At 31.2% G+C, this 26792-nt stretch carries 25 protein-coding genes and 1 other RNA gene; 4 read left to right on the top strand and 22 right to left on the bottom strand.

Annotation, left to right across the window (positions count from 1 at the left end; genetic code table 11):
• Positions 1-98: 98 nt before the first annotated feature.
• From PG912_RS08620 to PG912_RS08610, 4 genes are all read right to left on the bottom strand, one after another.
• Positions 99-2165 (bottom strand): TonB-dependent receptor plug domain-containing protein, encoded by a 2067-nt coding sequence (locus PG912_RS08620; protein WP_333780704.1) that lies wholly within the window; start codon positions 2163-2165, stop codon positions 99-101.
• Positions 2159-2542, bottom strand: coding sequence for a carboxypeptidase-like regulatory domain-containing protein (locus PG912_RS13695; protein ID WP_333780645.1), 384 nt, complete (start codon positions 2540-2542; stop codon positions 2159-2161). The genes PG912_RS08620 and PG912_RS13695 overlap by 7 nt, the downstream gene beginning before the upstream one ends.
• A gap of 3 nt (positions 2543-2545) precedes the next feature.
• Positions 2546-3484 carry a hypothetical protein gene (locus PG912_RS08615; RefSeq protein ID WP_275687211.1) on the bottom strand — a complete coding sequence of 313 codons (939 nt, stop codon included), beginning with the start codon at positions 3482-3484 and terminating at the stop codon, positions 2546-2548.
• A 350-nt stretch (positions 3485-3834) separates the two neighbouring features.
• Positions 3835-4053: a M23 family metallopeptidase gene (locus PG912_RS08610; protein ID WP_275689032.1), complete on the bottom strand. Its 219-nt coding sequence runs from the start codon at positions 4051-4053 to the stop codon at positions 3835-3837.
• A gap of 340 nt (positions 4054-4393) precedes the next feature.
• Here PG912_RS08610 and PG912_RS08605 point away from each other — a divergent pair, with 340 nt between their 5' ends.
• The 4 genes from PG912_RS08605 (at position 4394) to rny (ending at position 6763) form a co-directional block, all read left to right on the top strand.
• Entirely contained in the window at positions 4394-4684 is a 291-nt protein-coding gene (locus PG912_RS08605; RefSeq protein ID WP_275687210.1) for a hypothetical protein, read from the top strand.
• Positions 4685-4696: 12 nt separating this feature from the next.
• A complete protein-coding gene (locus tag PG912_RS08600) occupies positions 4697-4984 on the top strand; it encodes a cell division protein ZapA (RefSeq protein WP_260585380.1) in 288 nt (95 codons plus the stop codon).
• Positions 4985-5039: 55 nt separating this feature from the next.
• Positions 5040-5148, top strand: a non-coding RNA gene (gene ssrS, locus PG912_RS08595) — 6S RNA.
• Between the two features lie 49 nt (positions 5149-5197).
• Entirely contained in the window at positions 5198-6763 is a 1566-nt protein-coding gene (rny, locus tag PG912_RS08590; protein ID WP_275687209.1) for a ribonuclease Y, read from the top strand.
• Positions 6764-6817: 54 nt separating this feature from the next.
• Here the strand turns inward: rny and PG912_RS08585 are convergent, their stop codons facing one another.
• The 18 genes from PG912_RS08585 to PG912_RS08500 form a co-directional block, all read right to left on the bottom strand.
• On the bottom strand, positions 6818-7549 hold the full coding sequence (locus PG912_RS08585) for a hypothetical protein (RefSeq protein ID WP_275687208.1): 732 nt from the start codon (positions 7547-7549) through the stop codon (positions 6818-6820).
• Between the two features lie 454 nt (positions 7550-8003).
• Complete coding sequence (locus PG912_RS08580; protein WP_275687207.1) at positions 8004-9035, bottom strand: gliding motility-associated C-terminal domain-containing protein; 1032 nt, start codon at positions 9033-9035, stop codon at positions 8004-8006.
• Between the two features lie 149 nt (positions 9036-9184).
• Complete coding sequence (locus PG912_RS08575; RefSeq protein WP_275687206.1) at positions 9185-10735, bottom strand: hypothetical protein; 1551 nt, start codon at positions 10733-10735, stop codon at positions 9185-9187.
• Between the two features lie 343 nt (positions 10736-11078).
• Positions 11079-11822: a hypothetical protein gene (locus tag PG912_RS08570; protein WP_275687205.1), complete on the bottom strand. Its 744-nt coding sequence runs from the start codon at positions 11820-11822 to the stop codon at positions 11079-11081.
• A gap of 39 nt (positions 11823-11861) precedes the next feature.
• Positions 11862-12803 carry a hypothetical protein gene (locus PG912_RS08565; RefSeq protein ID WP_275687204.1) on the bottom strand — a complete coding sequence of 314 codons (942 nt, stop codon included), beginning with the start codon at positions 12801-12803 and terminating at the stop codon, positions 11862-11864.
• Positions 12804-12912: 109 nt separating this feature from the next.
• Positions 12913-13962, bottom strand: coding sequence for an ATP-grasp domain-containing protein (locus tag PG912_RS08560; protein ID WP_275687203.1), 1050 nt, complete (start codon positions 13960-13962; stop codon positions 12913-12915).
• Between the two features lies 1 nt (position 13963).
• Positions 13964-14203, bottom strand: a complete 240-nt coding sequence (locus PG912_RS08555) for a DUF6095 family protein (protein WP_275687202.1) — start codon at positions 14201-14203, stop codon at positions 13964-13966.
• Complete coding sequence (gene murQ / locus PG912_RS08550; protein ID WP_275687201.1) at positions 14196-15011, bottom strand: N-acetylmuramic acid 6-phosphate etherase; 816 nt, start codon at positions 15009-15011, stop codon at positions 14196-14198. Before murQ ends, PG912_RS08555 begins: the two co-directional genes overlap by 8 nt.
• A gap of 87 nt (positions 15012-15098) precedes the next feature.
• The gene (locus PG912_RS08545) at positions 15099-17324 is read right to left on the bottom strand and encodes an NADP-dependent isocitrate dehydrogenase (RefSeq protein WP_275687200.1); all 2226 of its coding nucleotides are present in this window, start codon (positions 17322-17324) and stop codon (positions 15099-15101) included.
• Between the two features lie 729 nt (positions 17325-18053).
• Positions 18054-18401 (bottom strand): 50S ribosomal protein L19, encoded by a 348-nt coding sequence (gene rplS, locus PG912_RS08540; protein ID WP_275687199.1) that lies wholly within the window; start codon positions 18399-18401, stop codon positions 18054-18056.
• Between the two features lie 145 nt (positions 18402-18546).
• Complete coding sequence (locus tag PG912_RS08535) at positions 18547-19956, bottom strand: ArnT family glycosyltransferase (protein ID WP_275687198.1); 1410 nt, start codon at positions 19954-19956, stop codon at positions 18547-18549.
• 6 nt (positions 19957-19962) lie between these two features.
• Positions 19963-20712, bottom strand: a complete 750-nt coding sequence (locus PG912_RS08530; protein ID WP_275687197.1) for a glycosyltransferase — start codon at positions 20710-20712, stop codon at positions 19963-19965.
• Complete coding sequence (trmD, locus tag PG912_RS08525) at positions 20705-21382, bottom strand: tRNA (guanosine(37)-N1)-methyltransferase TrmD (protein ID WP_275687196.1); 678 nt, start codon at positions 21380-21382, stop codon at positions 20705-20707. The genes PG912_RS08530 and trmD overlap by 8 nt, the downstream gene beginning before the upstream one ends.
• 30 nt (positions 21383-21412) lie before the next feature.
• On the bottom strand, positions 21413-22273 hold the full coding sequence (locus PG912_RS08520) for an RluA family pseudouridine synthase (RefSeq protein WP_275687195.1): 861 nt from the start codon (positions 22271-22273) through the stop codon (positions 21413-21415).
• Positions 22274-22427: 154 nt separating this feature from the next.
• Positions 22428-22850, bottom strand: a complete 423-nt coding sequence (locus tag PG912_RS08515; protein ID WP_275687194.1) for a VOC family protein — start codon at positions 22848-22850, stop codon at positions 22428-22430.
• A gap of 43 nt (positions 22851-22893) precedes the next feature.
• Entirely contained in the window at positions 22894-24585 is a 1692-nt protein-coding gene (gene ggt, locus PG912_RS08510; RefSeq protein WP_275687193.1) for a gamma-glutamyltransferase, read from the bottom strand.
• 4 nt (positions 24586-24589) lie between these two features.
• Complete coding sequence (locus PG912_RS08505) at positions 24590-25177, bottom strand: acyl carrier protein phosphodiesterase (RefSeq protein ID WP_275687192.1); 588 nt, start codon at positions 25175-25177, stop codon at positions 24590-24592.
• Positions 25178-25241: 64 nt separating this feature from the next.
• Positions 25242-26705, bottom strand: a complete 1464-nt coding sequence (locus PG912_RS08500; RefSeq protein ID WP_275687191.1) for an aminoacyl-histidine dipeptidase — start codon at positions 26703-26705, stop codon at positions 25242-25244.
• Positions 26706-26792: the final 87 nt, after the last annotated feature.

The raw sequence follows: 26792 nt of genomic DNA, 5'->3' as shown, positions 1-26792 counted from the left end.
CTACCAAATATACAAAATGATTAATAATATATGCGTTTAATATGTGTTAAGTTGTTTTAAATCAATTGTTTGGTTTATGTGGGTTGCTGATTTTAATTTTAAAATTGCACCCCAACTTTAAAGTTTAAAACTCTACCTGTCATGTAATTCGGAATTCCGTATTGTTGTTTGCTGTAGGCATCACGAACCCATGTATTGGTTATCGAATTTCTGATGTCAAATAGATTAAAAAGTTCTAAACCAACTGTCAGTTCTTTAAAATTACGTAAAAAACCAGTGGAACGTTTTTTATTGACATCCGTAAACACATAGGATATTCCTACATCGGCACGCTTATAATCATTTAATCTGTTTTGATACTGATAAACATCTGAATAAGCAGGAGATCCTCCTGGAAGACCTGTATTATAAACAATATTTAAATAGGCTTTTAAATCGGGTATGTTAGGCACGTAATCCTGAAATAAAACTCCGAATTTTAAGCGCTGATCGGTTGGCCTGGCAATATACCCTTGATTATTGATGTTTTCTTCGGTTTTTAAATACCCAAAACTCACCCAACTATCATTACCGGGCACAAATTCTCCGTTTAAACGAATATCTAATCCGTAGGCATAAGCATCAGTTACATTATCTGCTCTATAACGAATACGAACATTATCTACCGAATACGAATTTACATCAGATAAATCTTTATAATACAACTCGGTTGTTAGTTTAAAAGGGCGTTGCCACATGGTAAAACTGTACTCATTACCTGCAACTAAATGAATTGATTTTTGGGCTTTTACCTTCGGATTAATAGTACCGTCATAACCTCTTAACTCTTTATAAAACGGAGGCTGAGAATACCAGCCACCTGAAATTCTAAACAACATATCTTTGTCCCAATCTGGTTTGATAGCAAACTGAGCTCTAGGGCTAAATATAAATTGATTTTCAGCGCTTTCATTAGCCGTTTTTATACTCCAGTTGTGAGCGCGTACACCAATATTCATCCATATTTGATGATTTTCCCAATTACTTTTTCTACTGAATTGTAAAAAACCTGAAATACGATTAATATCTACATCATTATCCGCTCTAACGTTATTAAACGCCTCAATTGGTCCTGCAAAAGGTTCATAAGGTTGATTGTTACCAGTATGGTTTGGCGGACGTACAGAAAAGCCTAAAGAATCTATCACTTCCCATTCGCGTATGCGGTCTTTTATGTTTTCTGTTTGATATTTTACGCCTGTTTTCCATTCGTTTTTACCATCTTTTAAAGTGGCTTTAAGTTGAATGTTGCTTATTAAGGCATCTAAATCGTTACGAGCATGGTTAATTTGCGATCCGATTCCTTGTGAAAAAGCAACTTCGCCAAAATTTTCAGAACCAATATTACTATCCACTTCTCCTAAGTTATAAGAAGCGGCAATATCAAAATACTCTTCTTCTTGAGTATTGAAAGAAGAAATGGTTCCTGTAATTTTTAAATTATCATTTACTTGATAATCGGTAGAAAAAGCACCAAAAAGTGTTTTAAATTGATCTTTTTCTTGTCCTTGATAAAAAACAATTAGTTCTAACGGATTTACCAACGTACCAAAACGTGTTTTTCTTGTTTTGGGTTGATAATTATAATTGTTTAGAGAGAAGTTGCTTAAAAAATTGAAAGTAACTTTATCGGTTGCTTTGTAGGTTAAAAAAGATTGTACGTCGGTAAAAGTTGGTTTAAAATTTACAGCTACCTGCTTACTGTTTACAAATAAACTGTTATCACGATAACGAACACCAACAATGGCACTTAACTTGTTATTTAAAAAAGTGTCTTCTATCGTAAAACTTCCGCCTAATAAACTAACGTCTAGTTGCACACCAAATTCAGTTGGTTTACGATACGTAATATCTAAAACAGAAGAAAGTTTGTCGCCATATTTGGCTTGAAATCCGCCTGCGGAAAAATTAATATTTTGCACCATTTGCGGATTGATAAAACTTAGGCCTTCTTGTTGCCCCGAACGTATTAAAAACGGACGATATACTTCTATGCCGTTTACATACACCAAGTTTTCGTCAAAATTACCACCACGAACATTATATTGTGTACTTAATTCGTTATTGTTACTAACACCTGGCAGCGTCATTAAAATATTTTCTACACCTGCGTTGGCGCCTAATATTTTCTGAACTTTTTTTGTGTTGATTTTTGTAATTCCTCGTGCTTCTTTTTTTGATTTTTGATTTCAATTTCTGCTAATTCTTGTGTTTTAAAATTTAAAGTAGGGGAGAAGTTATATACTTTTTTTCCTCGTGAAGTAAATTTTTTGGTGACGGTTTTGTAAGAAACATGGCTAAAAGTTACGGTAACTGTTTTACGCATCGGTATGGTAAAACTATAATTTCCATTAGCATCTGTTGTGCTTCCTTTGGATAAATAAGAAATAGCAACTCCTTCAATAGGAGCATTAAATTTATTGGTAATAACCCCTTTTACGATGGCTTTTTTTTGAGCGAAAATTAATGAAGGGAATAATAATAGCAGGAATATTTTTTTCAAAATTTAAGTGGTTTGCTTTTTAAAAAACGTAGTAGTTATTGTTTTGGTATTGCCAACATTATCAGAAACAACAAGTTTAAAAATATGTTTACTGCCGATCAATTTTTTATCAGTAAAATTATAAGTAAGTATTCCTTTTTTGTGGTTGTATTCCATTAAAATCCAAGTTCCATCAATAGAAGCGTTGTAATTTTTGATGCCAGATTCGTTATCTTTAATCTTTACTTTTAAAGTGTTGTTTTTCGAAAGCCATTGTCCGTTTTTAAAATTATATAATTTAATGTTAGGCTTAACAGTGTCGTATCGTAAGGTGTATTTTCCTAAGGATTTAGTAGTTGTATAAACTTTATCTATTTTCTTTTTTGTACTTGTATATCTAGGATATTTAGGATTGGTAACATTTGCAATATATACTTGCTGTTTTTGTTTGTCATTTAAAAAAGAAGTACCAAAAGTTATTGTATACCTTTTATCGAGCGGTACAGTAGGTTTGTGTATTTTAACAATGCCTTCATTAATTGAAAAATCAATGAAGCAATCCTTATAAAACGTGTTTTTAGGAAATGCAACAGTTACATTGTTAAGCGTGTATTTTTGAAAATTTTTGGCAATAATTTTATAATTTGTAGTGTCTTTTTCTTTGAAAACTAAATTACTTTCTACACCTTTAATAGGTATTTTAATAGCCGTCGTATTGTTTTTTAAATCTTTCGCAATAATTTCAACATTATAACTAGCACCATTTTCAATACTAATTTTACCGTTATTTACTAAATCTTCGTATAAATTTAATCGATTTGCAGCTACTTTATGTGTTTTTTGTATTCTGCTTTTATACGTTTTATAATGTTTATAGTCAATTAATAAATTAATGTACTTACTTTCTGCAAAAGAAAAAGTTTCAACATCGTGGTAATATACTCTGCTACCATTTACTTTCATTTCAAGACTGTAAATTCCGTTTTTATTTAAAGCTTCATCTAGTCGATCGAAAACACTAACTCCAAAACCAATAACACCACTAGCGGTAATGCGTTCACTTACAAACTTATTTACACCTGTTTTTTTAAATGAAATAATTGATTTTAAACTCGAATTATTTATTCTTGACTGTTCATTTAAAGGATACGCAATTAGTTTTTGAAGTGTAGGCGAGGTTGCATCTTTAGGGTTTATGCCAAAAAGTAGCGGATTTATAATATGTTCGGTTTTGGTATTTCTAATTTCATAATGTAAATGTGCACCGCCAGATCCACCAGTATCACCAGTGTAACCAATAATTTGTCCTTTTTTTACAGGAAACTCTTCTTGCTTAGGAAATACGTTACCTGTATGATAGTTCTTTTTTTTGTATTGAATTTTTTTACATATTTCTGAATACTTGCTTCAAACTCTTTAAGGTGTGCATATACAGTTGTATATCCGTTAGGATGTTTAATGTACATGGCTTTTCCGAATCCATATTGCGATACTTTTATACGAGAAACATATCCGTTTGCAGGTGCGTAAATAGGGATACCTTGTTTTCCTTGAGTTTTTATATCAATTCCAGAATGAAAATGATTGCTTCGTAATTCACCAAAAGTACCCGATAATATAATCGGTATTTTTAAAGGTGATGAAAAGTAGTTTTTAGGATATTGCTTTTGAGCATTTCCGGTGTAAAAAAAGAATAGAAAAATAAGAGAAAAAAATATTTCAAATCATAGCGGTTTTAAACAAAAATACTAAAAATAAGCCAAATAGTTAGAAGGCTTAAAATCAGTAGTTTTAGTAAAAAACGAAAAAAGAGTTGCTATTTAAAATCTATATTAATAACTTTGTAGATATAGTTTTATTCTCAAGAAATAAATGAGTACCCCTTTAGAAGCAATTCATTTACTGGAAGATAAGTTAAAAAACATACTTTCGAGGTATGAATTTTTAAAAGAAGAAAACCAGATATTGCTTCAAAATAATGGGAAATTACAACATTTATTGCAAGAGAAATCGCAAGAATTAATCACTAGGCAAGAAGAATATAAATTGCTTAAAATTGCTAAAACTATAGCAGGCAGTAACGAAAATACAAGAGAAACAAAGCTCAAAATAAATACTTTAGTTCGAGAGATTGATAAATGCATTAGTCTTTTGAATTCATAAAAAGTTCTTTACATGGCAAATATTAAAGTTAATGTTGTAATTGCAGGAAGAACGTACCCGTTGAGTGTTAAAGACACAAATGAAGAGCAAGGGATGCGTAGTGCAGCAAAAAATATTAATGATTTAATTGCTAAGTTTGAACAAAGTTATGCAGTTTCTGATAAACAAGATGTATTAGCAATGTGTGCATTGCAATTTGCATCGAAATCAGAAATAGTATCTTTAGAAAGTGCTAAAGAAAATACTGAAGTAATAAATAAAATAAATGAATTAGCTAACTTGTTAGATAAACATTTATAACGTTCTTTAAAATAAATTATTAATATACTGCCTACATTAGTACATTGTTTGTTAAACTCAACACTATTTATTTAGAAAGGATGAGTCTTGGTTCGTAAAGCAAGCCGATTTTAGATCGGATCCTTGATAAGCCAGTTAGTCCTAAACCTGTTTTTTCGGAGTTTATAAAACCCATATTAATGTAGGCTTTTTTTATACAATCAAATTAAAATTATGGATGGAATATTATTTCCTGTATTAGCAGGAATTATAGGATTAGTAATAGGATTTATTATTGCTAAAATATTAGAGAAATCTAATGCAAATAAGTTAATACAAGAAACAAAAAAGCAAGCCAGAAATATTGTAAAAGAAGCGAAAGTAGAAGCGGATGCAATAAAAAAAGATAAAATATTACAAGCGAAAGAAAAGTTTATCGAACTAAAATCTGAGCATGAAAAAGTTATTTTTTCGAGAGAAAAAAAGATGTCTGATGTTGAAAAGAGAATAAGAGATAAAGAGAGCCAGGTTTCTTCTGAGTTAGATAAAAATAAAAAATTAAACAAATCTGTAGAGAAGAAAGAAGCAGATTTTGATTATAAATTAGATTTTTTAGATAAAAAAGAATCAGATTTAGAAAAACAACACAAACGTCAAGTAGATATGTTAGAGCAAATTTCTGGCTTATCAGCAGAAGATGCGAAAACAGAATTAGTTTCGTCGTTAAAAGATGAAGCAAAAGCAGATGCAATGTCGTTTGTACAAAACGCTGTTGAAGAAGCTAAAATGACAGCGCAACAAGATGCTCGTAAAATTGTATTAAATACGATACAAAGAGTAGGGGTTGAGCAAGCTGTTGAAAACTGTGTTTCTGTTTTTAATTTAGAGTCTGACGATGTTAAAGGTAGAATTATTGGTCGTGAAGGACGTAATATTCGTGCTTTAGAAGCCGCTACCGGAGTAGAAATTATTGTTGATGATACACCTGAAGCAATTATTTTATCTTGTTTTGATCCTGTTCGTAGAGAAATTGCTCGTTTATCAATGCATAAATTAGTAACGGACGGAAGAATTCACCCAGCGAGAATTGAAGAAGTTGTTAAGAAAACAGAAAAACAAATTAGTCAAGAAATTATAGAAGTTGGAAAACGTACTGTTATCGATTTAGGAATTCATGGTTTACATCCTGAATTGATTAAAATAGTAGGGCGTATGAAATATCGTTCTTCTTATGGTCAGAATTTATTACAACACTCGCGTGAAGTAGCAAATCTTTGTGGTATTATGGCATCAGAAATGGGCTTAAATGCTAAAGCGGCTAAACGTGCTGGTTTACTACATGATATTGGTAAAGTGCCAGAAACAGAAAGTGAATTACCACATGCTTTATTAGGAATGCAATGGGCAGAGAAGTTTGGTGAAAAGCCAGATGTTTGTAACGCCATTGGAGCTCACCACGACGAGATTGAAATGAAGAGTTTATTATCTCCTATTGTTCAGGTTTGTGATGCTATTTCAGGGGCAAGACCAGGCGCACGTCGTCAGGTATTAGATTCTTACATACAGCGTTTAAAAGATTTAGAAGATATCGCCTTCGGATTTAGTGGTGTACAAAAAGCATATGCTATTCAGGCAGGTAGAGAATTAAGAGTAATGGTAGAAAGTGCTAAGGTAAATGACACGAAAGCAGCGGAATTATCATTTAATATTTCACAAAAAATACAGAATGATATGACGTATCCAGGGCAAGTAAAAGTTACTGTGATTCGTGAAACAAGAGCTGTTAATGTTGCTAAGTAATAGTAATTAATATTATAAAAAAATCCTCATCAATTTTGATGAGGATTTTTTATGCTATCTATTTCTTTTAGATCTTCCTTTTTGCTCAGAAGTTGTTCTTTTTTTATGGTATTTTTTTGAGTAATTTTTATTTTTACGTCTTTTTAAAAGCTTACCTCTTTTTCCTGTTTTTGCATTAGGAACAGCTCTGTAATAAAAGAATTTTTTATCTTCTCTGTACTTTCTGTAATTCTTTCTAAAGTCTCTTTTGTAAAAATAAGCATCATCATAATTAAATATGCTTCCAATGTTAATATCAATATCTATACCTCCATTGTTATAGTATACATCATCTTCATAATGATCGTTATATCTTACATGTCCATAAAAACGAGGGTTGTTCCAACGATCATAAGTAATATTTAAATTTCCTACTTTTGATAGTTTTCCATATCTATAATCTATATATATACTACCAATTCGTTTTACATTTCCTCTAGTATCGTAGTTGATAAAAGTGTTTCCAACTCGTCTTACTCGACCTCTGCGATCTCTTTCTATACGAACTCCTTTGTTGGTTTTAAAACGTCTTCCATTATAATCAACATATCTGGTGTTTTTATAGTGTGTATTAAAATCGAAATCCCCATTTAAAAATACATGGAATTGTACATCTCTTTCAATAAAGGTAACAGCATCGTTGTAACGATTGGTAACCCCAATTTTACTAGTTGACTTATTTGTGTTTTCAGCATTTACAAATGTTAATGACATTATTGCTGCTAATAAAAGTATCCCTTTTTTCATAATTGATAAATTTAGGGTTATGCTTACTCTATATGCTTTTCGGCTTCCGCGTTTGATTAGTAATTTTCAAATAGCGTGCCAAAAAAATAATTTAGAGTTTGTAATTATACTTGTAGTTAGTTAATGTATTGATTTTAATAGTTCTACGTTTTGTGTTTATTGTGTAGATAAGTAAATTTTAGATTGTTGATTAAAGGGTTTATTTTATGATATCTACAGGGTTAGAGGTGTAAATCTGTTTTAGTCTAGTTCTTTTGGAGTGTTAATTTCGTATAAAAAAGTAGCACCTGATTGCCTGGTCGAGCGCAGTCGATATTTTAATTAGTTATTATGCCCTGATCTCTTGAAAAATACGTTTCTATTTTTAACAAAAAATATTTCTGTTGAAAATAATGCTCGAGGTGACAATACGTTTATTTTGTAAATTTTTAACGACTGCTTAAAAAAAATACTATTATCTATGAATATAAACCCATCCTTTTTTAAGTTCGGTAAGGGCGTTAGGATCATTACCAAGTTCTAGGTAATAAAAATAAGTAGCAGCAGGAAGTTTGGTTTCTTTTTTATAAGTCGCTCTTCCTTCAGAAGTACCATTCCAATCGTTCTTATAATTTTCTGTTTGATAGACGATATTCCCCCACCTGTTATAAATAACTAATTTATTGTTAGTGTATTCATTAACTTCATCAAAAACTAAAAACTCGTTATTGCTATCTCCATTTGGCGATATTAAGATGTTATTACTGTCGTCTGGAGTAATTTCATCATCATAAATTGTACCTATGGTAATTACTTCGTAGTTATTTGGTATAAATACTGCGGATGTAATTTCTCCGCTATTTAAATCACCTGTAACATTTAAAACATTTAAGTTATTCCATCTGTTTTCAGCTATGTTCCAACCAACAACGGTTAATAATGCAATGTTATCAGTAATTGCCATAATATCACTTCTATCATCCCATGTTAAAGTGGTTCTTGTTTCTTTGGTACCGTTTAAATCCCAGTATTCAACAGTGCTAATATTTTCGAGTAATACTTGTTTCTGACTGGTTAAGAAGTTTGTAGGAAAAGTACTTGGGGCATTTGGGTCTTCATAAAAATAAGCACCTTTATAAAGATTGTAATTGCTTTGATTATCAATTTTCATTGGTCGAAATAGATCACCATCTCCAATAGGAAAAGTAAAGTTGTCACTTCCGTTTCCTTGTACAGCAGCATAGCCATTAACATGTCTTAAATCATCTTCACCAGCATAGATATTATAATCTATAAAGTCGAGTGAAATATTTACATCATTTCTAGGAGTAATTACAGATCCGTTTATAAAATCTAAATCGTTTCTTATTCCTAAAGAGTTTTGTAGTTCTAAATTATTTACAGCATCAATTTCAACATCAAAAAAAGTAATGCGGTTTGCACCAGAAATAATACGAGTTTCAGTATCGGCATAAAAGCCAGCAAAACCGGTATAGTTATCTAACAACCCATCGTTTATTACATCAGTATGAAAACCTATTTTGGCATCAGTATGTAGTTGGATATTGCCTTCGTTATAAAACGCTGTTTGGGAATAAAGATTAATAATGACACCAAGAAAAAAATAAAAAATTGTATTTTTTCATGATATGGGTTTTAAAAGTCTAAAATGGTAAACATGAATGGTTTATTACGTCTACCTCCATTATAATTTTTTATTTCTACTTTAAAATTAGCTGTTGTTTGATCATAATAACTAATAACTATATAGTCATCGTTACCATTACCATTAGCAAAAGCGGTTAGTTGTATAATGTAATTAGCATTCGTTTGCATTGCAGCAGGTATGTTAATTTGATATCTTCCATTTCCTAGACCAGCTTTTGTTACAGTATAATCAGTAGTAATTTTTATTTCATTTCCATTAGCTGCAATTTTACCCATTGCTTTAATGGTGGGTGGGTCAATCCAATTTGTACCAGCTCCAGCTCCAATAGAAGAGAGTATTTGACCATCAGTACCAGTATCACCAGAACTATCAGCGTAAGTTCCGGTTACAGATATGTTTCCAGTTACGTTAGTGTTACTTACTAAATCAATTCCAGTTGCCCCAAAGATTTCAACAATTCCACTAGTCGATCGTAACTGTGTTGCTGCAGCACTCGTAAATACATTTGATGCAGCACTAGTTATTGTTGTTGAACTGCCAGCACTAAATACATTTGAACCTGCAGCATTATAAATATTAGAATTAATAGAGTTTAATGTAAAGCCATTAATATTACTAAAGGTTAAAGCAACACCTAAACCTGCTCCCGTAACAGTTCTATCAGTTGTAAGTGTGCCATTAGTGGTATATATATTACCAGATGCACTAGTAGATGTAATTAATTTCCATCCGTCTATAGTATCGTAAATTTTAATTTCACTATTTAAAGTGTCAAACCAAACATCGTTTTCTATAGGGAATAAAGGGGCTGCATTGTTTGTTGTTACACTGTTTTTTGTGTTGTCAATCCAATTTGTACCAGTATTTGTAGATGACAATATTTGACCAGAAGTACCTTCTGAATTAGTAATGTCTAGTAATTTGCCGTTTAACTCAAGTGTTTCATTTATGGCAACAGTTGTATTATTAGATGTTTCATCAATATGAATTGCTTCAATACCACCAACAGTAAGGCCTATTTCATCTTGTAAAGGGCTATAAATACCTGTATCAGTATCATCACTAAAGCGATACGACGGTTCACCTACAGTACCATCAGAATTTAATATACCTTCAGACTTAATAGCACCTGTAACATGAAGTTTATTATCTGGTGATGGAGTACCAATACCTAATCTATTATTTCCATCATCCCAAAAAAGTTGACTATTATTTTCAGTTGGGTTACCAAAAATATCTGCAAAAAAGACAGAACCAGAAGTACCTGTATGTGTTGTATTATTTTTTATTACTTTCCATAATGCGCCATCCCAAATTTCAACAGAGTTAGGGTTAGGGTATTGGTCAAAATAAATGTCACCAATAATAGCATCAGCATTTGAAGGTTTGTTAATTGCACCAGTAAAAACACGTGTGTTATTAACTGTTTGTATAGTACCTTTGTTATCAATAACTCTAACTTCTTGTGCATTGATTTTCACAGAGATAAAAATCAAGGTTAAAAACAGTGTTAATATATGCTTATTATATGGTGCCATTTTTACGATATAAGTATTGCAGTTATTGATTAGGACAACTTTTAATTATAATGATTCATACTAAATTTGTAAATAAAGAAGTAGTTCTTCTGTCTTTAATTTAGTAGGTGATTTTTTATTTATAACTTTAAAATAATGCTAGTAGATTAAGCTATAAGTGTAATTGATACTATAAAATAAGTATTTAATTTAATGTTATTAATGATTGTAATCAGTTTTAAATGATTTATTTAACTTCTTGTGCATTGGTAACTATAAAAAATAGCACCAATGCAGAAGTTAATAGTAATTATTGGATTGTATGCTTAATGTTTTTTAGACATTAAGAATATTTATTGAGTTATTATTTTTCCCAGTGAACCTCAATAATATCATTATCATATAAAGTCCAATCATTAGGGTCATTAGCAATAGCACTTCTATCAACTAATGTTAATTGAGATAGGGTTCCACCTCCATTATCAGCTATTGTATAATCAAGATTAGCTTGTAATTTAGCACCGTTACGATATATGCTTACGTTTCTAAAATTTAAACCTGCTGGAGAACTATTTATATCTATTGCTGTTGCAATAAGTATTGGGTTAGTACCAATATTACCATTAAATACTTCATGTCCACTTTCTATCAAATCACTTAAAAGTAATTTTTTAGTTTCACCTGTTGCTTCTTCTCTTACTAAAAGAGCAAAACCAGTTTCAGCAGCACCTGCAACTCCATCGCCCTCTGATGTAATAGAAGTAGCAGCTGCATTTGTAGCTGTTGCAATTCCATTTAAAGCAAATATATTTCCATTAGCATCAATAAATGTGTCTTCAGTTAGAGCTCCACCTAATTGAAAGGTTGTAGTAGTTACATTTGCTGTGGTGTTAGTAAAAGAAGTGATTCCGTTATTAGATTGTAAGTATTTAATAGTACCTTTATTATCTATAACTCTAACAGATGTGTTATTTGTTCCAGGAGTTGCGTTAGCTGATTTAGCGATGTTAACAGCTGGATCAGGTGTTGTCTGTGCACTAACAGTTCCAACGGCTAACATACCAACGGCAACTAGTGCGAATTTAAATTTGTTTGTAATTGTTTTCATAATTAGTTATTTTAAAATTTATAATAGGGGTTTTTGTTATTAATATAGTTGTATTATTTTTATTTGATCACCTGCATAGCAAATAGCATCGGGTTCTATTTCTATGATTGTAGGGCTTACTACTGTAAAGTCGATGCGTACACCGTTTCTGAATACGTTTATTTTATCAGTAGTTTGTAATGTAAAGCCACTATTAAAAATTAATTGATTATCTGTTGCGATTAAATTAATTACTTCTTCTGTTAAAAGGTTAGAGGCACTTACTTTTCGTAATTGGCCAGTAGTATTATTTACAGTTACAATAGCATCTTGAGTAGTGTCTCCGTTTTGCAAACCTGTAATTGCAAGCGTATTTATAATGTCGGTTTGTATGATTGTGGGTTTAATTAACAACCCACCAAGTTGAATAGTGTTACTTGCGTCTACCAAAAGTCCGTTATTAGCCAATGGAGTAGTGTTAGAACTTACCCAGCCAGTACCATCATAAGCATAAATTATTCCGGTAGTACTGTCAACATATACATCACCAGGTGTTGCGTTAGGTGCAGTTGTTGTATTAGGAACTCCGTTACCTCTTCTTGGGTTGTTGTCTATAGAAATCCAATTGGTACCATCCCAAATACTTGTGGTGTTATTTTGAGTATCGTTAATCCAGAAATCGCCTAAATTATTATTTACTGGTGCAGTCGAATCTGTTGTAACAGCAATTCCTGCGCCTGTGTTGCATAAACTTCTCCAAGTAGTGCCATTATACATAAAAACACAATTTGCATCAGTATTAAATACCAACGCACCAGGTAAAGGTACAATAGCATTCATTTGAGCTGCTGACATGCGACTAATAACTAAAGCCTTGTCTGTACTTTCTAGTTCTAAAATTGAGTTTGGATGAATCGCGGAAGGGTTATCTCCTATCTTTACTTGCGAGTAAAGAGAGATGTTTATAAAAACAAGAAGTAAAAACAATAATTTTATCTTCATACTAACTAGGGGATTAGTGTTGCAATATTAAGTCTTTTTTTTATAAAGTAAAAATTTTAATAAAAAATAATTATAATTTTAGAACTTGTTTTTTATTGTTAATTACTTCTTAACTTAGTTTTTTAATGTTTGAAACATAGGTTTTTAAAGCTAATATTTCAGCAGTAAAAAGCTTAGAATTCTTATATGGGGTATTAAATTTTTTATTATTGATGGTTGCTATTTCGTAAATGCTCTTCCAATGATTTCTGATGCACTTAAGGGCTTTAAAGTAAGTGTAATTTTCGGCATCATATATATGGGTAGGCTCTGCCAAAATACCATTTATTTCAAGAATTTTAAAGTCGATACCATTTTCTAAAGCTTCAAATGAGTTGTATTTTACATCAACTCTACCATAATACCAACCAGGAATGGTTTTGCTTAGTTTATCAAAAGTGTTAATTAATGTTTTATTTATTAAATGATTTCCGTTTATAAACTGTGTTCCTTTAGAGTGATTTCCGATAGCGGTCAATTTTACAACTTCATCTTTTTTTGGAATTGTATTTAATTTATCTTGATGAATCTCTGTAAATAAATCGAGGTATAATTTAGCTCTTTCGTCGTTTAAAATTAGTGTTTTTAAAGTTGATTTTCCGTTTCCGGTAACTGCTAAAAAACGTTTTAAAGTTAAGGAAGTAATATTACCAGTATTATTTTCAGGATTTCGATGATAAAGTACCCCGCATTCATTTTCAAAGTCAAGAAATTCTTGAACAATAATGTTTATTTGATACTTTTCTAGATATACTTTTAGTTCGTTTTCTGAATTTATTTTTTTTACCAATAATCCTCTAAAACCAATATCTGGTTTTGCGATTAAAGGGAATTGAATTTGTTGTTGCTTAACCTTAATTAATACATCACTGAAACTTGTAGTAGGTTTTACTAGTATTGATTTTGCCCTGTATTTTTCGGGAACCAAAAGCATTGTTTCAAATTTAGATTCAGTACCAATGCCAGAATTTTGAATTGAAGGGTTTGTAGCAGTATAAAACGCTAAATGCCTTGCCTTATAAGATAAGTAAAAAGCATAAGGTAAATTAGGAATGTAAAACATGGCTGCTGGCCAATGTTCCCAATTTGTAATTTTTTTTATGGTGTTATTTTTTCTCAAATTATTTTTGAAATAAATAGTCTAAAAATGCTTTTACTGTTTTAAACCCGAAGTATACAGTAAATAAAATTAAGAAAGTACCTAAAGTTAATAAAACATACGCAATATAATTTTCAGGATTTTCTTTATAAATCCTTAACGCTTTAAAACCTATACTTAATACAATTGGAGATATGATTAAAAGTCCTAATAAGAATACAAACTTTTTTACAACGGTATCAAATGTTTTTGTTTTATGCATTGGTATAGTTTTTAATTACTTCGCGAACGTTTCCGTATTTTTTTAATAATTGGCTGGCGGTTTCTTGGTCGATATTTAATTCTGAAACTAACATTTTTTCTCCTCTATCCACTAATTTTTTGTTTGATAGTTGCATGTCAACCATTTTATTTCCCTTTATTTTTCCTAACTGAATCATTGAAGCAGTAGAAATCATATTTAATACCAGTTTTTGAGCAGTACCAGCTTTCATACGTGAGCTTCCGGTTACAAATTCTGGACCAACGACTACTTCAATCGGAAATAGAGCTGTTAAAGCTAACGGACTACCTTCATTACAGGTAATACATCCTGTAATAATATTGTTTTTATTACAGTTTTTTAAAGCAGCAATCACATACGGAGTGGTACCTGAGGCTGCAATACCAATAACTACATCTTTGTTTGTTATTTTATGTTCTTGTAAATCTATCCAGCCCTGACTTATTGAGTCTTCAGCATTTTCAACAGCTTTTCTTATGGCAATATCTCCACCAGCAATAAGTCCGACAACTAACTCATGCGGAACTCCAAAAGTAGGAGGGCACTCGCTAGCATCTAAAATACCTAAACGACCACTTGTACCAGCGCCAATATAAAATAATCGACCACCTTCTTTTAATTTGATAACGATTTGTTTCGTTAACTCTTCTATCTGAGGCAATGCCTTTTCAACAGCTAAAGGAACTGCTTTGTCTTCGGTATTTATGTTTGATAATAATTCAGAAATACTCATTTTGTCTAAATGATTGTATTTTGAAGATTGTTCTGTAGTTTTAGTAAAGCTCATAAATCAAATTTAATGAATTTTATATTTTGTATCACAAAAAAAAGCAGGTGATTTATCACCTGCTTTTATAATATATTACTTTAAAAATTAAATACTTTGTAAAATAGTATTCAAAGTAGTACTTGGTTTCATAATTGCATCAGCTAAATTATCAGTTGGTTCATAATAACCACCAATTAAAGCTTCTTTTCCTTGTACTGAATTTAATTCAGAAACAATAGCAGTTTCGTTTGCTGCCATTTTATTTGCAATAGGAGTAAACTGCGCTTTTAAATCAGCATCTTTAGTTTGAGAAGCTAACGCCTGTGCCCAATACATTGCTAAATAAAAATGAGAACCTCTATTATCTAACTCACCAGTTCTTCTAGAAGAGCCTTTTTTATTGTCTAATAATTTATCAGTAGCATCATCTAAAGTTTCAGCTAATATTTTTGCTTTGCTATTACTATTTGTTTCACCTAAATGCTCTAAAGAAACAGCTAAAGCTAAAAATTCACCTAAAGAATCCCAACGTAAATGATTTTCGTTAACTAATTGCTCAACGTGTTTTGGAGCAGAACCACCAGCACCAGTTTCAAATAAACCACCACCATTCATTAAAGGAACGATTGATAACATTTTTGCTGAAGTACCTAATTCTAAAATAGGAAATAAATCAGTTAAATAATCACGTAATACATTTCCTGTTACAGAAATGGTTTCTTCACCTTGTTTAACTCTTTCTAAAGTAAAAGTAGTTGCTTCAGGAATAGACATCACAAAAATATCTAAACCGTTCGTATCGTGATCTGCTAAGTATTTTTCTACTTTTTTAATGATTTCAGCATCGTGAGCTCTATTTTCGTCTAACCAGAAAACAGCAGGAGCTTTAGTAGCTCTAGCTCTGGTAACAGCTAATTTAACCCAATCTTGAATTGGAGCGTCTTTTGTTTGACACATTCTCCAGATATCACCTTGTGCTACTTCGTGAGAAATTAAGGTTGTTCCGTTTGCGTCAATTACATCCACTGTTCCGTTTGATGTGATTTCGAAAGTTTTATCATGTGATCCGTATTCTTCAGCTTTTTGAGCCATTAAACCAACATTAGGAACCGTTCCCATTGTGGTAGGATCGAAAGCACCATTTTCTTTACAGAAATCTATCGTAGCTTGGTATAATGAAGCGTAAGAACTATCAGGAATTACAGCTTTTGTATCTTGTTGTTTTCCTGCTTTATTCCACATTTGTCCTGAGGTACGAATCATTGCGGGCATAGAAGCATCAATAATTACATCCGAAGGAACGTGTAAGTTGGTAATTCCTTTATCAGAATTTACCATGGCAACATCAGGGCTGTTTGCGTAAATCGCTTCAATATCTGCTAAAATAGCGTCTTTTTTGTCAGCTGATAATTCATCTAAGTTACTTAATAAGTTTCCGAATCCGTTATTAACATCAACTCCTATTTCTTCGAAAGTAGCGTTGTGTTTAGCGAATAAATCTTTAAAGAAAACACGAACTGCATGTCCGAAAATGATAGGGTCAGAAACCTTCATCATTGTTGCCTTCATATGTAATGAAAATAACAATCCTTTGTCTTTCGCATCAGCAATTTGTTCTGCTAAAAAGGCTAATAAAGCTTTTTTATTCATTACAGATCCGTCGATTACTTCACCATTTAGTAAAGAAACTTTTTCTTTTAAAGTAGTTTTTGTCCCGTTAGCGTCTGTATGTACAATTTTAACATCTGTGGCATTGTTTACAGTAACTGATTTTTCGGTATGTGCAAAATCTCCGCCAGTCATTGTTGATACATGTGTTTCTGAATTAGAAGCCCAAGCACCCATTGAATGTGGATTCTTTTTTGCGTAATTTTTTACTGCTTTTGGTGCTCTACGATCAGAGTTTCCTTCACGTAAAACAGGATTTACAGCAGATCCTTTAATTTTATTATAACGTGCTAAAATTGCTTTTTCTTCATCAGAATTAGCTTCTTCAGGAAAATTTGGTAATGCATATCCTAAAGCTTGTAATTCTTTTATAGCAGCTTTTAATTGAGGTACCGAAGCAGAAATATTTGGTAATTTAATAATATTAGCTTCTGGTTTCTTTGCTAAGTCACCTAAGAAAGCCAAGGCATCTTCTACTTGTTGCTCTTTGGTTAAGAAATCTGAGAAGTTTGCAAGAATACGTCCTGCAAGAGAAATATCTTTTGTTTCTATTGCTATATTAGATGATTTTGTAAAAGCTTTTACAATAGGTAAAAACGAACGTGTAGCTAACGCTGGAGCTTCATCCGTTTTTGTGTACATGATTTTAGCAGTTTTGCTCATATATTAGTTTTTTTATGGTAGTATTACTTAAAACACACACCGTAATCATTAATAATTTTAATTTTGAAGTACTGCAAATTTAAGAATTACCGATGAGTTTTTTGCTGCTAAAACATTATTAATTAGGGTGTTTTATTGTGAATTTGACAAAAAAAAGAAGATTTATTGGGTTTTTATTATTAAAATAAAAGCCATATTATACAATTGCTTGTAATAACATGGCTTTCTTTAAAATAGTAGTTGCATTGATTTGTATTGCTGCATTTTCAAATAAAACAGTGTTTTACGTTTTTCTTTATGAAAAACTACTTTCCTATTTTAAAATTGAAACATTTTTTAAGACATGTTGTTCTTAAAAAGAATGTTTCGTTGTTTTTAAACGAATAACTGTTGTTGTATCAATAATCAATCTATAGTAAGTAATTTTAAATTATAAAATAATTTCAATCACTTTTTAATTTTGATTAAAGCATCAATTTAAAATGTTTAAAAACAATATATAAAGAACATTTCTTTAAGTGAATTTACTTTTTACTAATTATCACAATATATTGAGATTGTACTAGTATTATAAACTCTTCGTAAAGATATATTTTTATATATTAGTTTTATAATATTTAACGATTTAGATATCAACACTATATGAACTGTAGTTGTTGACAAATGTGAATAAAAAAAGCATTGTGAAAATCACAATGCTTTTTTATAAATCGAATTAAGAAGTAAATCTTAACCTCTTCTTTCTTTAATTCTTGCTTTTTTACCAGTAAGACCTCTAAAGTAAAAGATACGTGCTCTACGTACAATACCTTTTTTGTTTACTTCAATTTTCTGAATAGCAGGTAAGTTTACAGGGAAGATACGTTCAACTCCTACTGTACCAGACATTTTTCTGATTGTAAAAGTTTCAGAAGCACCAACACCTCTTTTTTGTATAACAACACCTCTAAAGAACTGCGTACGTACTTTTTCACCTTCTCTAATTTCGTAAAACACTGTAATTGTGTCTCCAGCTGAAAATTCTGGTAATTCGTTTCTTGTTACAAATTCGTCTTGAACAAACTTTACTAAATCCATTGTAATGATATTTATATGATTTTATAAAACAACATTCACGATATTTTCGTCAGAGGTTAATTTATGGCTGCGAAATTAATGAAAATATTATAAAATACGAACTTTTGTTCCATAATATTTATCACTTTATAAAACCATTTTATGATTAATTATTTTTTGGACTGAAAAGATAGATGTTTTTCTTTTTATTACTGTCTATTAGGCTGTAATTTAGGTTGCTATCTATGGTTGTTTTTTTAGAATTCTTTTTTGATATTATTAAATAAAACGGAATTTCGCTTTTTAAAATATGCTCAAGTTCTTCTGATTTTATAGATTTTACTTTTCCTTTAGAATAAAACTGACTAGAGTAACTTTTTGTTTTGTAATGATAAATCTGAATGTCTTTTTTACAAGAATCCTGAATGAAATATTTATCAGAATTAGCATAGGTTTCCATATTGTTATTCATCAAGCTAAAACTATAAACCAAAATAGTAGCAATTGGTACGATTAAACTAATGGTTATTATTGTAGTTTTTTGTTTGATGTTTTTCCAAAAATGAACAGCTAAAAGAGCAATCGGAATTAATACAGGTAATATATATGGGTGAATTAAACTTTTAGAGACAGTAAAGAATAAAGGTGTCCATATTAACCAAGCACTTAAAAATAATATCCATTTGTTAGAAAAGAACGTTGTTCTGTTTTTCCATAATTTCCCAATGATTACTTGAATCCAAGGTAGGGCAAATAATAAAAGAAAAATCCAAATCATTCCTAAAGGTTGTTGTTTTGGAAATCCGTATTTATCACCAGACCAACTACTATCAAAAAATCGACTAAAGTGTTCACCAACGATAAAATAGTCGATAAATCCAGGCGTTTTTTGTTCTGCTAAATAATACCAAGGAATTGCAATTAGTGCCATTACTAGTATTCCCAAGAGATAAGGAAATGTTTTAAATACCTTTTTAAATGATTTTGAAATTAGCGTCCACATAAAAATAGGAGGCAAGGTTAAAATAAAAATAATAGGTCCTTTTGCTAATAATCCTAATCCGAAACCAACAAAAATTAAATATTTCCAAATAGGTTTTTCAGGATGGTGCATGGCTTCCCAAAAAGAAAGCATTACTAAGGCTACGCAAAAAGCTAAAGAAGTATCGGTAGAAACTACGCCGGCATGAATTAAAAATTCAGGAATAGTAAGCGCAATAAATCCTGGTAAAAAAAACGGAAGTTTTTCTCTTTTAGCATATTTACCTATCAAGAATATCATTAAAATACTTAATAATAAGTATGGCAATCTTGCTGTAAACTCAGAAACTCCGAAAACATCAAAACTTAAAGCCGATAACCAAGTAGAAAGTGGTGGTTTTGCCCAAAACGGAACTCCGTAATCTATTTGCGGTGTTATGTAGTCGTTTGTTTCTGCCATTATTCTGGCAATCTCTGCATAACGAGCTTCTGTTTTGTCCATCAAAGGAACAACTGCATTTAAAAACGCTCTCCATAATATTAAGAGAAGAACAGCTATTGAAAAAAAGTTTTTCTTATTGATTAGTTTACGCATTTGTATTTAAGATTTGTATCGTTTTTTTATAGACAGTAAATCAAACCAAAGTTTAAAGAAATAAGTCATTTTTACACGACTATCATCCGCATCAATCCAAGATTTTAAAGGGATTTCTCGAGCGATATCTTTCATGTTTTCTTTTTTGAAAATGAAAATTAAACGATGAAAAATTTCTACATCAAATAGCCATTTAGAGATGAAATCTTCTTTAAAAACTTTTGAAGCGATTTCTTTGTTGAAAATTTTACATCCGCATTGCGTATCATAAACCTTTAAATCTAATTGTTTAGAGATTAAAGTGGCTATAAATCTACCAATAAAAAAACGATGTTGTTTGCGTTGAATATTAGTATCTATTTTTGCAATTCTAGATCCGAAAGCAAATTGAACTGTTGTGTTTATTTCTTTACTTATACTATGGCATTCCTCTAAAGTGGTTGCTAAATCAGCATCTAAATAAGCAATTTTTAAAAAAGAATTATTGACTTCACAAAAATTAAAACCAGCTTTAACAGCTCCTGCTTTTCCTACGTTTTTATCTAAAGAAAGTAATTTTACATTTTTAGGATAAATAGTCGCTAATTTCTCTATAACGTCATCCGTTTTATCCGAAGAGCCATCGTTTACAAAAAACAACAGCACATCAGTAGTTGTATCTAAAAACTGTTTAAACTGATTTACAGGCAATCGGTTTTCCTCATTATAGCAAGGAATAACAATAATTAAATCGTGATGTGATTTTTGATTAGTCATCTAATAAATCGGGTCTTATATTCTTTGTATGTTGATATGCTTTTTCATTTCTCCATGCATCAATTTTTGGAAAATTACCAGATAATAATACTTCCGGAACTTTCATTCCGTCATATTCTGCAGGTCTTGTATAAACTGGCGGAGATAATAAGCCGTCTTGAAAAGAATCTGTTAAAGCAGATTGCTCATCACCTAAAACACCCGGAATTAAACGAACAACAGCATCACATAAAATTGCTGCCGCTAATTCGCCACCTGTTAAAACATAATCGCCAATAGAAATTTCTTTTGTAATAAATCGGTCTCTAACACGCTGATCGACTCCTTTATAATGACCCGTTAAAATAATAATATTTTCTTTTAACGAAAGTGTGTTTGCGATAGATTGATTTAGCGTTTTTGCATCAGGAGTCATATAAATAATCTCATCATACGTTCTTTCTGATTGTAATTTAGAAATACAATTATCAATAGGTTCAATCATTAAAACCATTCCAGCGCCACCACCAAATTGTGTGTCGTCTAGTTTTTTGTAAGAGCCGATTCCGTAATCACGTAAATTGTGAAAATGGATTTCAGCTAAACCTTTATCAATGGCACGTTTCATCATAGAATGTTCAAACGGGCTTTTTAGTAAATCTGGTGCTAGGGTAATAATATCTATTCGCATAATGGCAAAGATATATTTTTTAAAGGATACTTATGAGGGAAATATTTTTTTGAATTTCTTCGGAAGCTCTTTTGTTACGTTAATAATTTCTTTGGTAAACGGATGCTCAAATTTTAAAGTAGATGCGTGTAAATACAATCCTTTTCCGTTTAAAATTAAACCATCTATAAAATGTTCTTTATCACCTAATATCGGATTTTTAATAGCCAATAAATGTTTTCTTAATTGATGTTTTCTTCCTGTTTTTGGTGTTAATTCAACTAAGTTTAAAATATTAAAACGCTCAGAAATAACGGTTTTTAAAACTTTAAAAGAAGTAAACGCTTTTTTGGTATCAACAGGGAAGTTAATTTCTCCTTTTTCGTCCATTTTACCAATGCTTATGGCATGATACGTTTTTTGAATTTCCTTATTTTCAAATAACTGATTCAAAGCAATAATACTTGAACTTGTTTTTCCGATTAGTAATAATCCACTTGTTGGATAATCTAATCGATGCACGGGTCTTGGTCGTACAGCATCAAAAAGGGTGCTTTTTGTTATGTTTTGCAGCAAAGCGTTGTCTATCGTAGCAAACGAATTTCCGCTTACTAAAATCCCCGAAGGTTTGTAAATAATAGCTAAATAATCGTCTTCAAAAAGAACTTCTAAGTCAAACTCAAATTGTTTAAACGTAGTATCGTTTTCTCTTTTATATAATTCTATAAGCTCATTACCATTTATAAATAGGGCAGTAGTGGCAATTTTACCATCTACTAAAATCAATTCTTTTTTAATTGCTTTTTTTAAACCAGATTTAGTCGGAATTGTTTTAAAAATACCAACTCCGTATTCTTGTAATCGAATCGATTTTTCTAGTGAGGGAACTTTATGAGTTTCTGATATGGTCATTATCTTTTGAAAATCCTTTTTTTTAGCATCATTCTAAATTTACTTTAATATATCAGAATGCTATTTTAATCGATATGAATCATTTATTATGTGAACCTGAAACAAGTTCAGGTTGACGAAATTGGTTGGTAATTGTCATTAAACATCTTGTTGATTATTTGGCAAATAGTTGCGACATGTCTTTAAAAGCTTTAAATTCTAAAGCATTGTTTTCAGGATCATTAAAAAACATTGTTGCTTGTTCGCCAACCAATCCTTTAAAGCGAATGGTTGGAGCTATAATGAATGTTGTATTATTTGCTTTTAATCGTTCTGAAAGAGCTATCCAATCATTCCATTTTAAAACAACTCCAAAATGCGGAACAGGAACATCGTGGCCATCAACAGGATTTGTAATTGAATTTGTTGGTTGATAATCTTCCTTTTGATGGATAACTAATTGATGTCCGAAGAAATTAAAATCTACCCAATAATCCGAACTTCTACCTTCTTCGCATTGTAAAATATCTCTATAAAAAGTTCTACTTTTTTCTAAGTTCTGAACAGGAATTGCTAAGTGAAATGGTTGTAAACTCATGTTGTAAGTGTTATTTTGAAAGAATGTTTTTAATTAAAGGCTATTAAAATCCATCAGCTTTATCATCACCTCTAGGATCAGCACCACCTTCTAAATTTCCATTAGGTAACACTAAAATACCGGCTACTTTACCAATAACAGGACTGTCTTCTTCATTTAATAGGTATCCTAATTTTTGTAAATCTTGTTTAACAGTGGTATCAAACTTATTAGGTTCCATCATAATAACATCGGGCAACCATTGATGGTGGAATCGTGGTTGATTAACAGCTTCTTGCATGCCCATTTTAAATTCATGTACATTTAAAATAGTTTGTAATACAGAAGTTATAATTGTAGATCCGCCGGGCGTACCAACAACCATCCATAGTTTTCCGTTTTTTTCAAGAATAGTTGGTGTCATTGAGCTTAGCATACGTTTTTCTGGAGCAATTTCATTTGCTTTTGCGCCAATCAATCCAAACATATTTGGTTCACCAGGTTTGCTGCTAAAATCGTCCATTTCATTGTTTAAAAAGAAACCTAAATCAGCACAATATAATTTAGAGCCATAAGCACCATTAATTGTAGTGGTAACGGAAACTGCATTTCCGAATTTATCAACAATAGAGTAATGCGTTGTTTCATCACTTTCAATCATTTCAACATTACCATGAGAAACGTCTTCAGACAAAGTTGCTTTATCAAAAGAAAAATCCCTCATTCGGTATTTGGTATATCTTTTACTGATTAATGTATCTAATAATATATTTACGAAATCAGGATCTCCTAAAAAGAAACTTCTATCTGCATAAGCACGTCTTTCAGCTTCGGTAATAACCTGAATCGTTTTTGTAGTGTTATGGCCAAGTTTATCTAATTCATAAGGCTCAATCGCATTCATTATTTGGGCTAAACAAACGCCGCCGCTAGATGGTGGCGACATAGATATTACACGTAAATCATCGTATTTAAAGGTAATAGGAGTTCGCCATTTTGCTTCGTATTTCGCTAAATCTTCTTCGGTCATAATTCCGCCGTTAGCTTGCATAAATTTTACCAAACGCTTTGCTGTTTCTCCTTTGTAAAACTCATCTCTACCGTTTTCTAAAATACGTTGTAAAGTTACTGCTAGCGCAGGATATTTAATGGTGTCGTTCTTTTTCCAAGGTTTATTAAAAAGAATCGTGTCTTTATTTGCTTTTAAAAATGAAGGTTGGTGTTTTTTTATGCGATTTTCTTGTTTTTGAGTAACGATAACGCCTTTTTTAGCCAAAGCAATAACTGGCGTTAGAATATCAGCAATAGGCAAAGTTCCGAATTTTTTATGAGCAGCGAAAACTCCGGCAACTGTACCAGGGATTCCAACAGCCATTGCGCCAAGTGTACTTTTATTTTTAACAACGTTACCAAGACTATCTAAAAACATGTTTTTAGAAGAAGCGAGCGGTGCTTTTTCACGATAATCTAAGGCGCCAATTTCTCCTGTATTTTTACGATATACCATAAATCCGCCACCACCAATATTACCAGCATACGGATATGCTACTGCTAAAGCTAATTCTGTAGCTGCCATTGCATCGAAAGCATTTCCGCCTTTTTTAAGAATATCTACTCCGATTTTAGAAGCTTCTTCTCTGGCAGAAACTACCATTGCTTTAGTTGTGATTAATCCCGTAATTTTTTCTTTTTGAGTTGCTGTCTTACAACTTGATATAATAACTGAAAAGAAAATAAATAAGAATATATTTTTCATTTTTTTAAATTGTAGTGTTAATTTCTGAATTGCAATACTCGCGTAATTCTTTAAAGAATAAGGTAAAGTCTTCTTCAAATAATTGATAGTGAATTAATAAATCTTCAGAAGCTAAATTCATTTGAGAAATTCCTTTAGTACGTTTGTTCATGCCATTTAAAACCTCTTGAATTCCTTTTGCAAATTGATAATTGTATAGCCAATTATATTTAGTTAAATATGGAAGGATTTCTTGCGTTTTTTCTGGAAGAATGTCAAAATTATCTTCTAAAAGTTTATAAACAGATTTTACATAAACATCTAAAGGTATTTCAGAATAAGTATTCCAGTTTTTAGCTAAAAAATGATCGTAAAAAATATCGATAATTACGCCGTCATAATGTCGATAACGTTCATGTAATCTTCTTTTGCTTTTTCTAACAATGGGATGCGCATCTGTAAAAGTATCTATTTGACGATGTAAAAGAATTCCTTTTTGAATTTCTTCTTTAAAATGAGAAAACTTATTTCCTTTAATATGATCCGCAATAAAATTACCAATCATTAAGTCTGTATTATTTCCCGATAAATATAAATGTGCTAAAAAATTCATTTGATAAAAGTAAACAAAAAACCACAACCGTTAAGTCGTGGTTTTTAAGTTATTAAGATAACTATTAATTTTTACTAGGAATATTCTTTAAAATTTCTAATAAAAATTTCCAATATTTTTGAGTAGATGAAATTTGTGCACGCTCATCAGGTGAGTGTGCTCCTTTAATATTAGGATCGAAAGAAACCATGTCCATCTCTGGATAATTCTGACCTAAAATCCCGCATTCTAAACCAGCATGACAAGCGGCAACGTTTGCTTTTTCACCATGTAGATCTTCGTATAATTTATCTACGATTTTTAAGATTTCAGAGTTTACATTAGGCAACCAACCAGGATACGTACCAGAGAACTCCACGTCAAAACCAGCTAATTCGAAAGCTGCACGTAATGAGTTTGCTAAATCCCATTTATTAGTTTCAGAAGAAGAGCGTGTTAAACACCCGATTTTAATAGCGCCATCTTTTACAATAACACGGGCGATATTGTTTGAGGTTTCTACCAATCCTTCAATATCCGGACTCATTTTGTATACTCCGTTTAATGCAGTGTATAAAGATTTTATCAATCCTTCTTGAACACCTAAATTCATTACTTTTTTAGGAGTTTCAATTGCTGTTAATTCAATTGATAAATTAGGCTCTAATGTTAAAAATTCAGTTTTAATATTGTTTATTAATTCGTGAATTTCAAATAAGAAAGGTTCTTTAGATACGGTATCTATTACTACTGTAGAAAAGCTTTCGCGAGGTATTGCATTTCGCAAGCTACCTCCGTTTATTTCAGCAACACGTAATCCAAAATTTGTAAAACCATCAAATAATAAACGATTCATTATTTTATTAGCATTACCTAGGCCTTTAATAATATCCATTCCAGAATGACCACCATTTAAACCTGTAATAGAAATAGAAAAAGCTGTTGTGTTGTCTGGAGTAATTTCTTGTTCGTATGTTCTTCTAGCAGTAACATCTACGCCACCTGCACAACCCATACCAATTTCATCATCTTCTTCGGTATCTAGGTTTAATAAAATTTCACCTTCTAAAATTCCGCCTTCTAATCCCATTGCACCCGTCATACCAGTTTCTTCATCAATAGTAAACAAAGCTTCAATAGCAGGGTGTACAATATCGGTAGCTTCTAAAACTCCCATAATAGACGCTACACCTAAACCATTATCTGCGCCTAAGGTAGTTCCGTCTGCTTTTACCCAATCTCCATCAATAAACATTTTAATACCTTCAGTATCGAAATCAAAAACTGTATCAGAATTTTTTTGGTGTACCATATCTAAGTGACTTTGCATCACGATAGTTTTACGGTTTTCCATTCCTACAGAAGCTGGTTTGCGAATAATTACGTTGCCAACTTTATCAACCATTGTTTCAAGATTTAGGTTTTTGCCAAAATCTACCATAAACTGAATAACTCTTTCTTCTTTTTTAGATGGACGAGGTACCGCGTTTAAAAGTGCAAAATTTTTCCAAACTGCTTTAGGTTCTATGTTTTTTATATCTGAATTCATTGATAAATGTTTGTTTAAATTTAAAGTACGAAGATACTTTTTTAAAGTGATATATGTTAGTTGGCTGTGTTTGAAAATTGTAAATTT

It is taken from the genome of Tenacibaculum retecalamus (assembly GCF_027941755.1).
Classification (GTDB): domain Bacteria; phylum Bacteroidota; class Bacteroidia; order Flavobacteriales; family Flavobacteriaceae; genus Polaribacter; species Polaribacter haliotis_B.
This window is presented reverse-complemented; position numbering and strand designations above follow the sequence as displayed.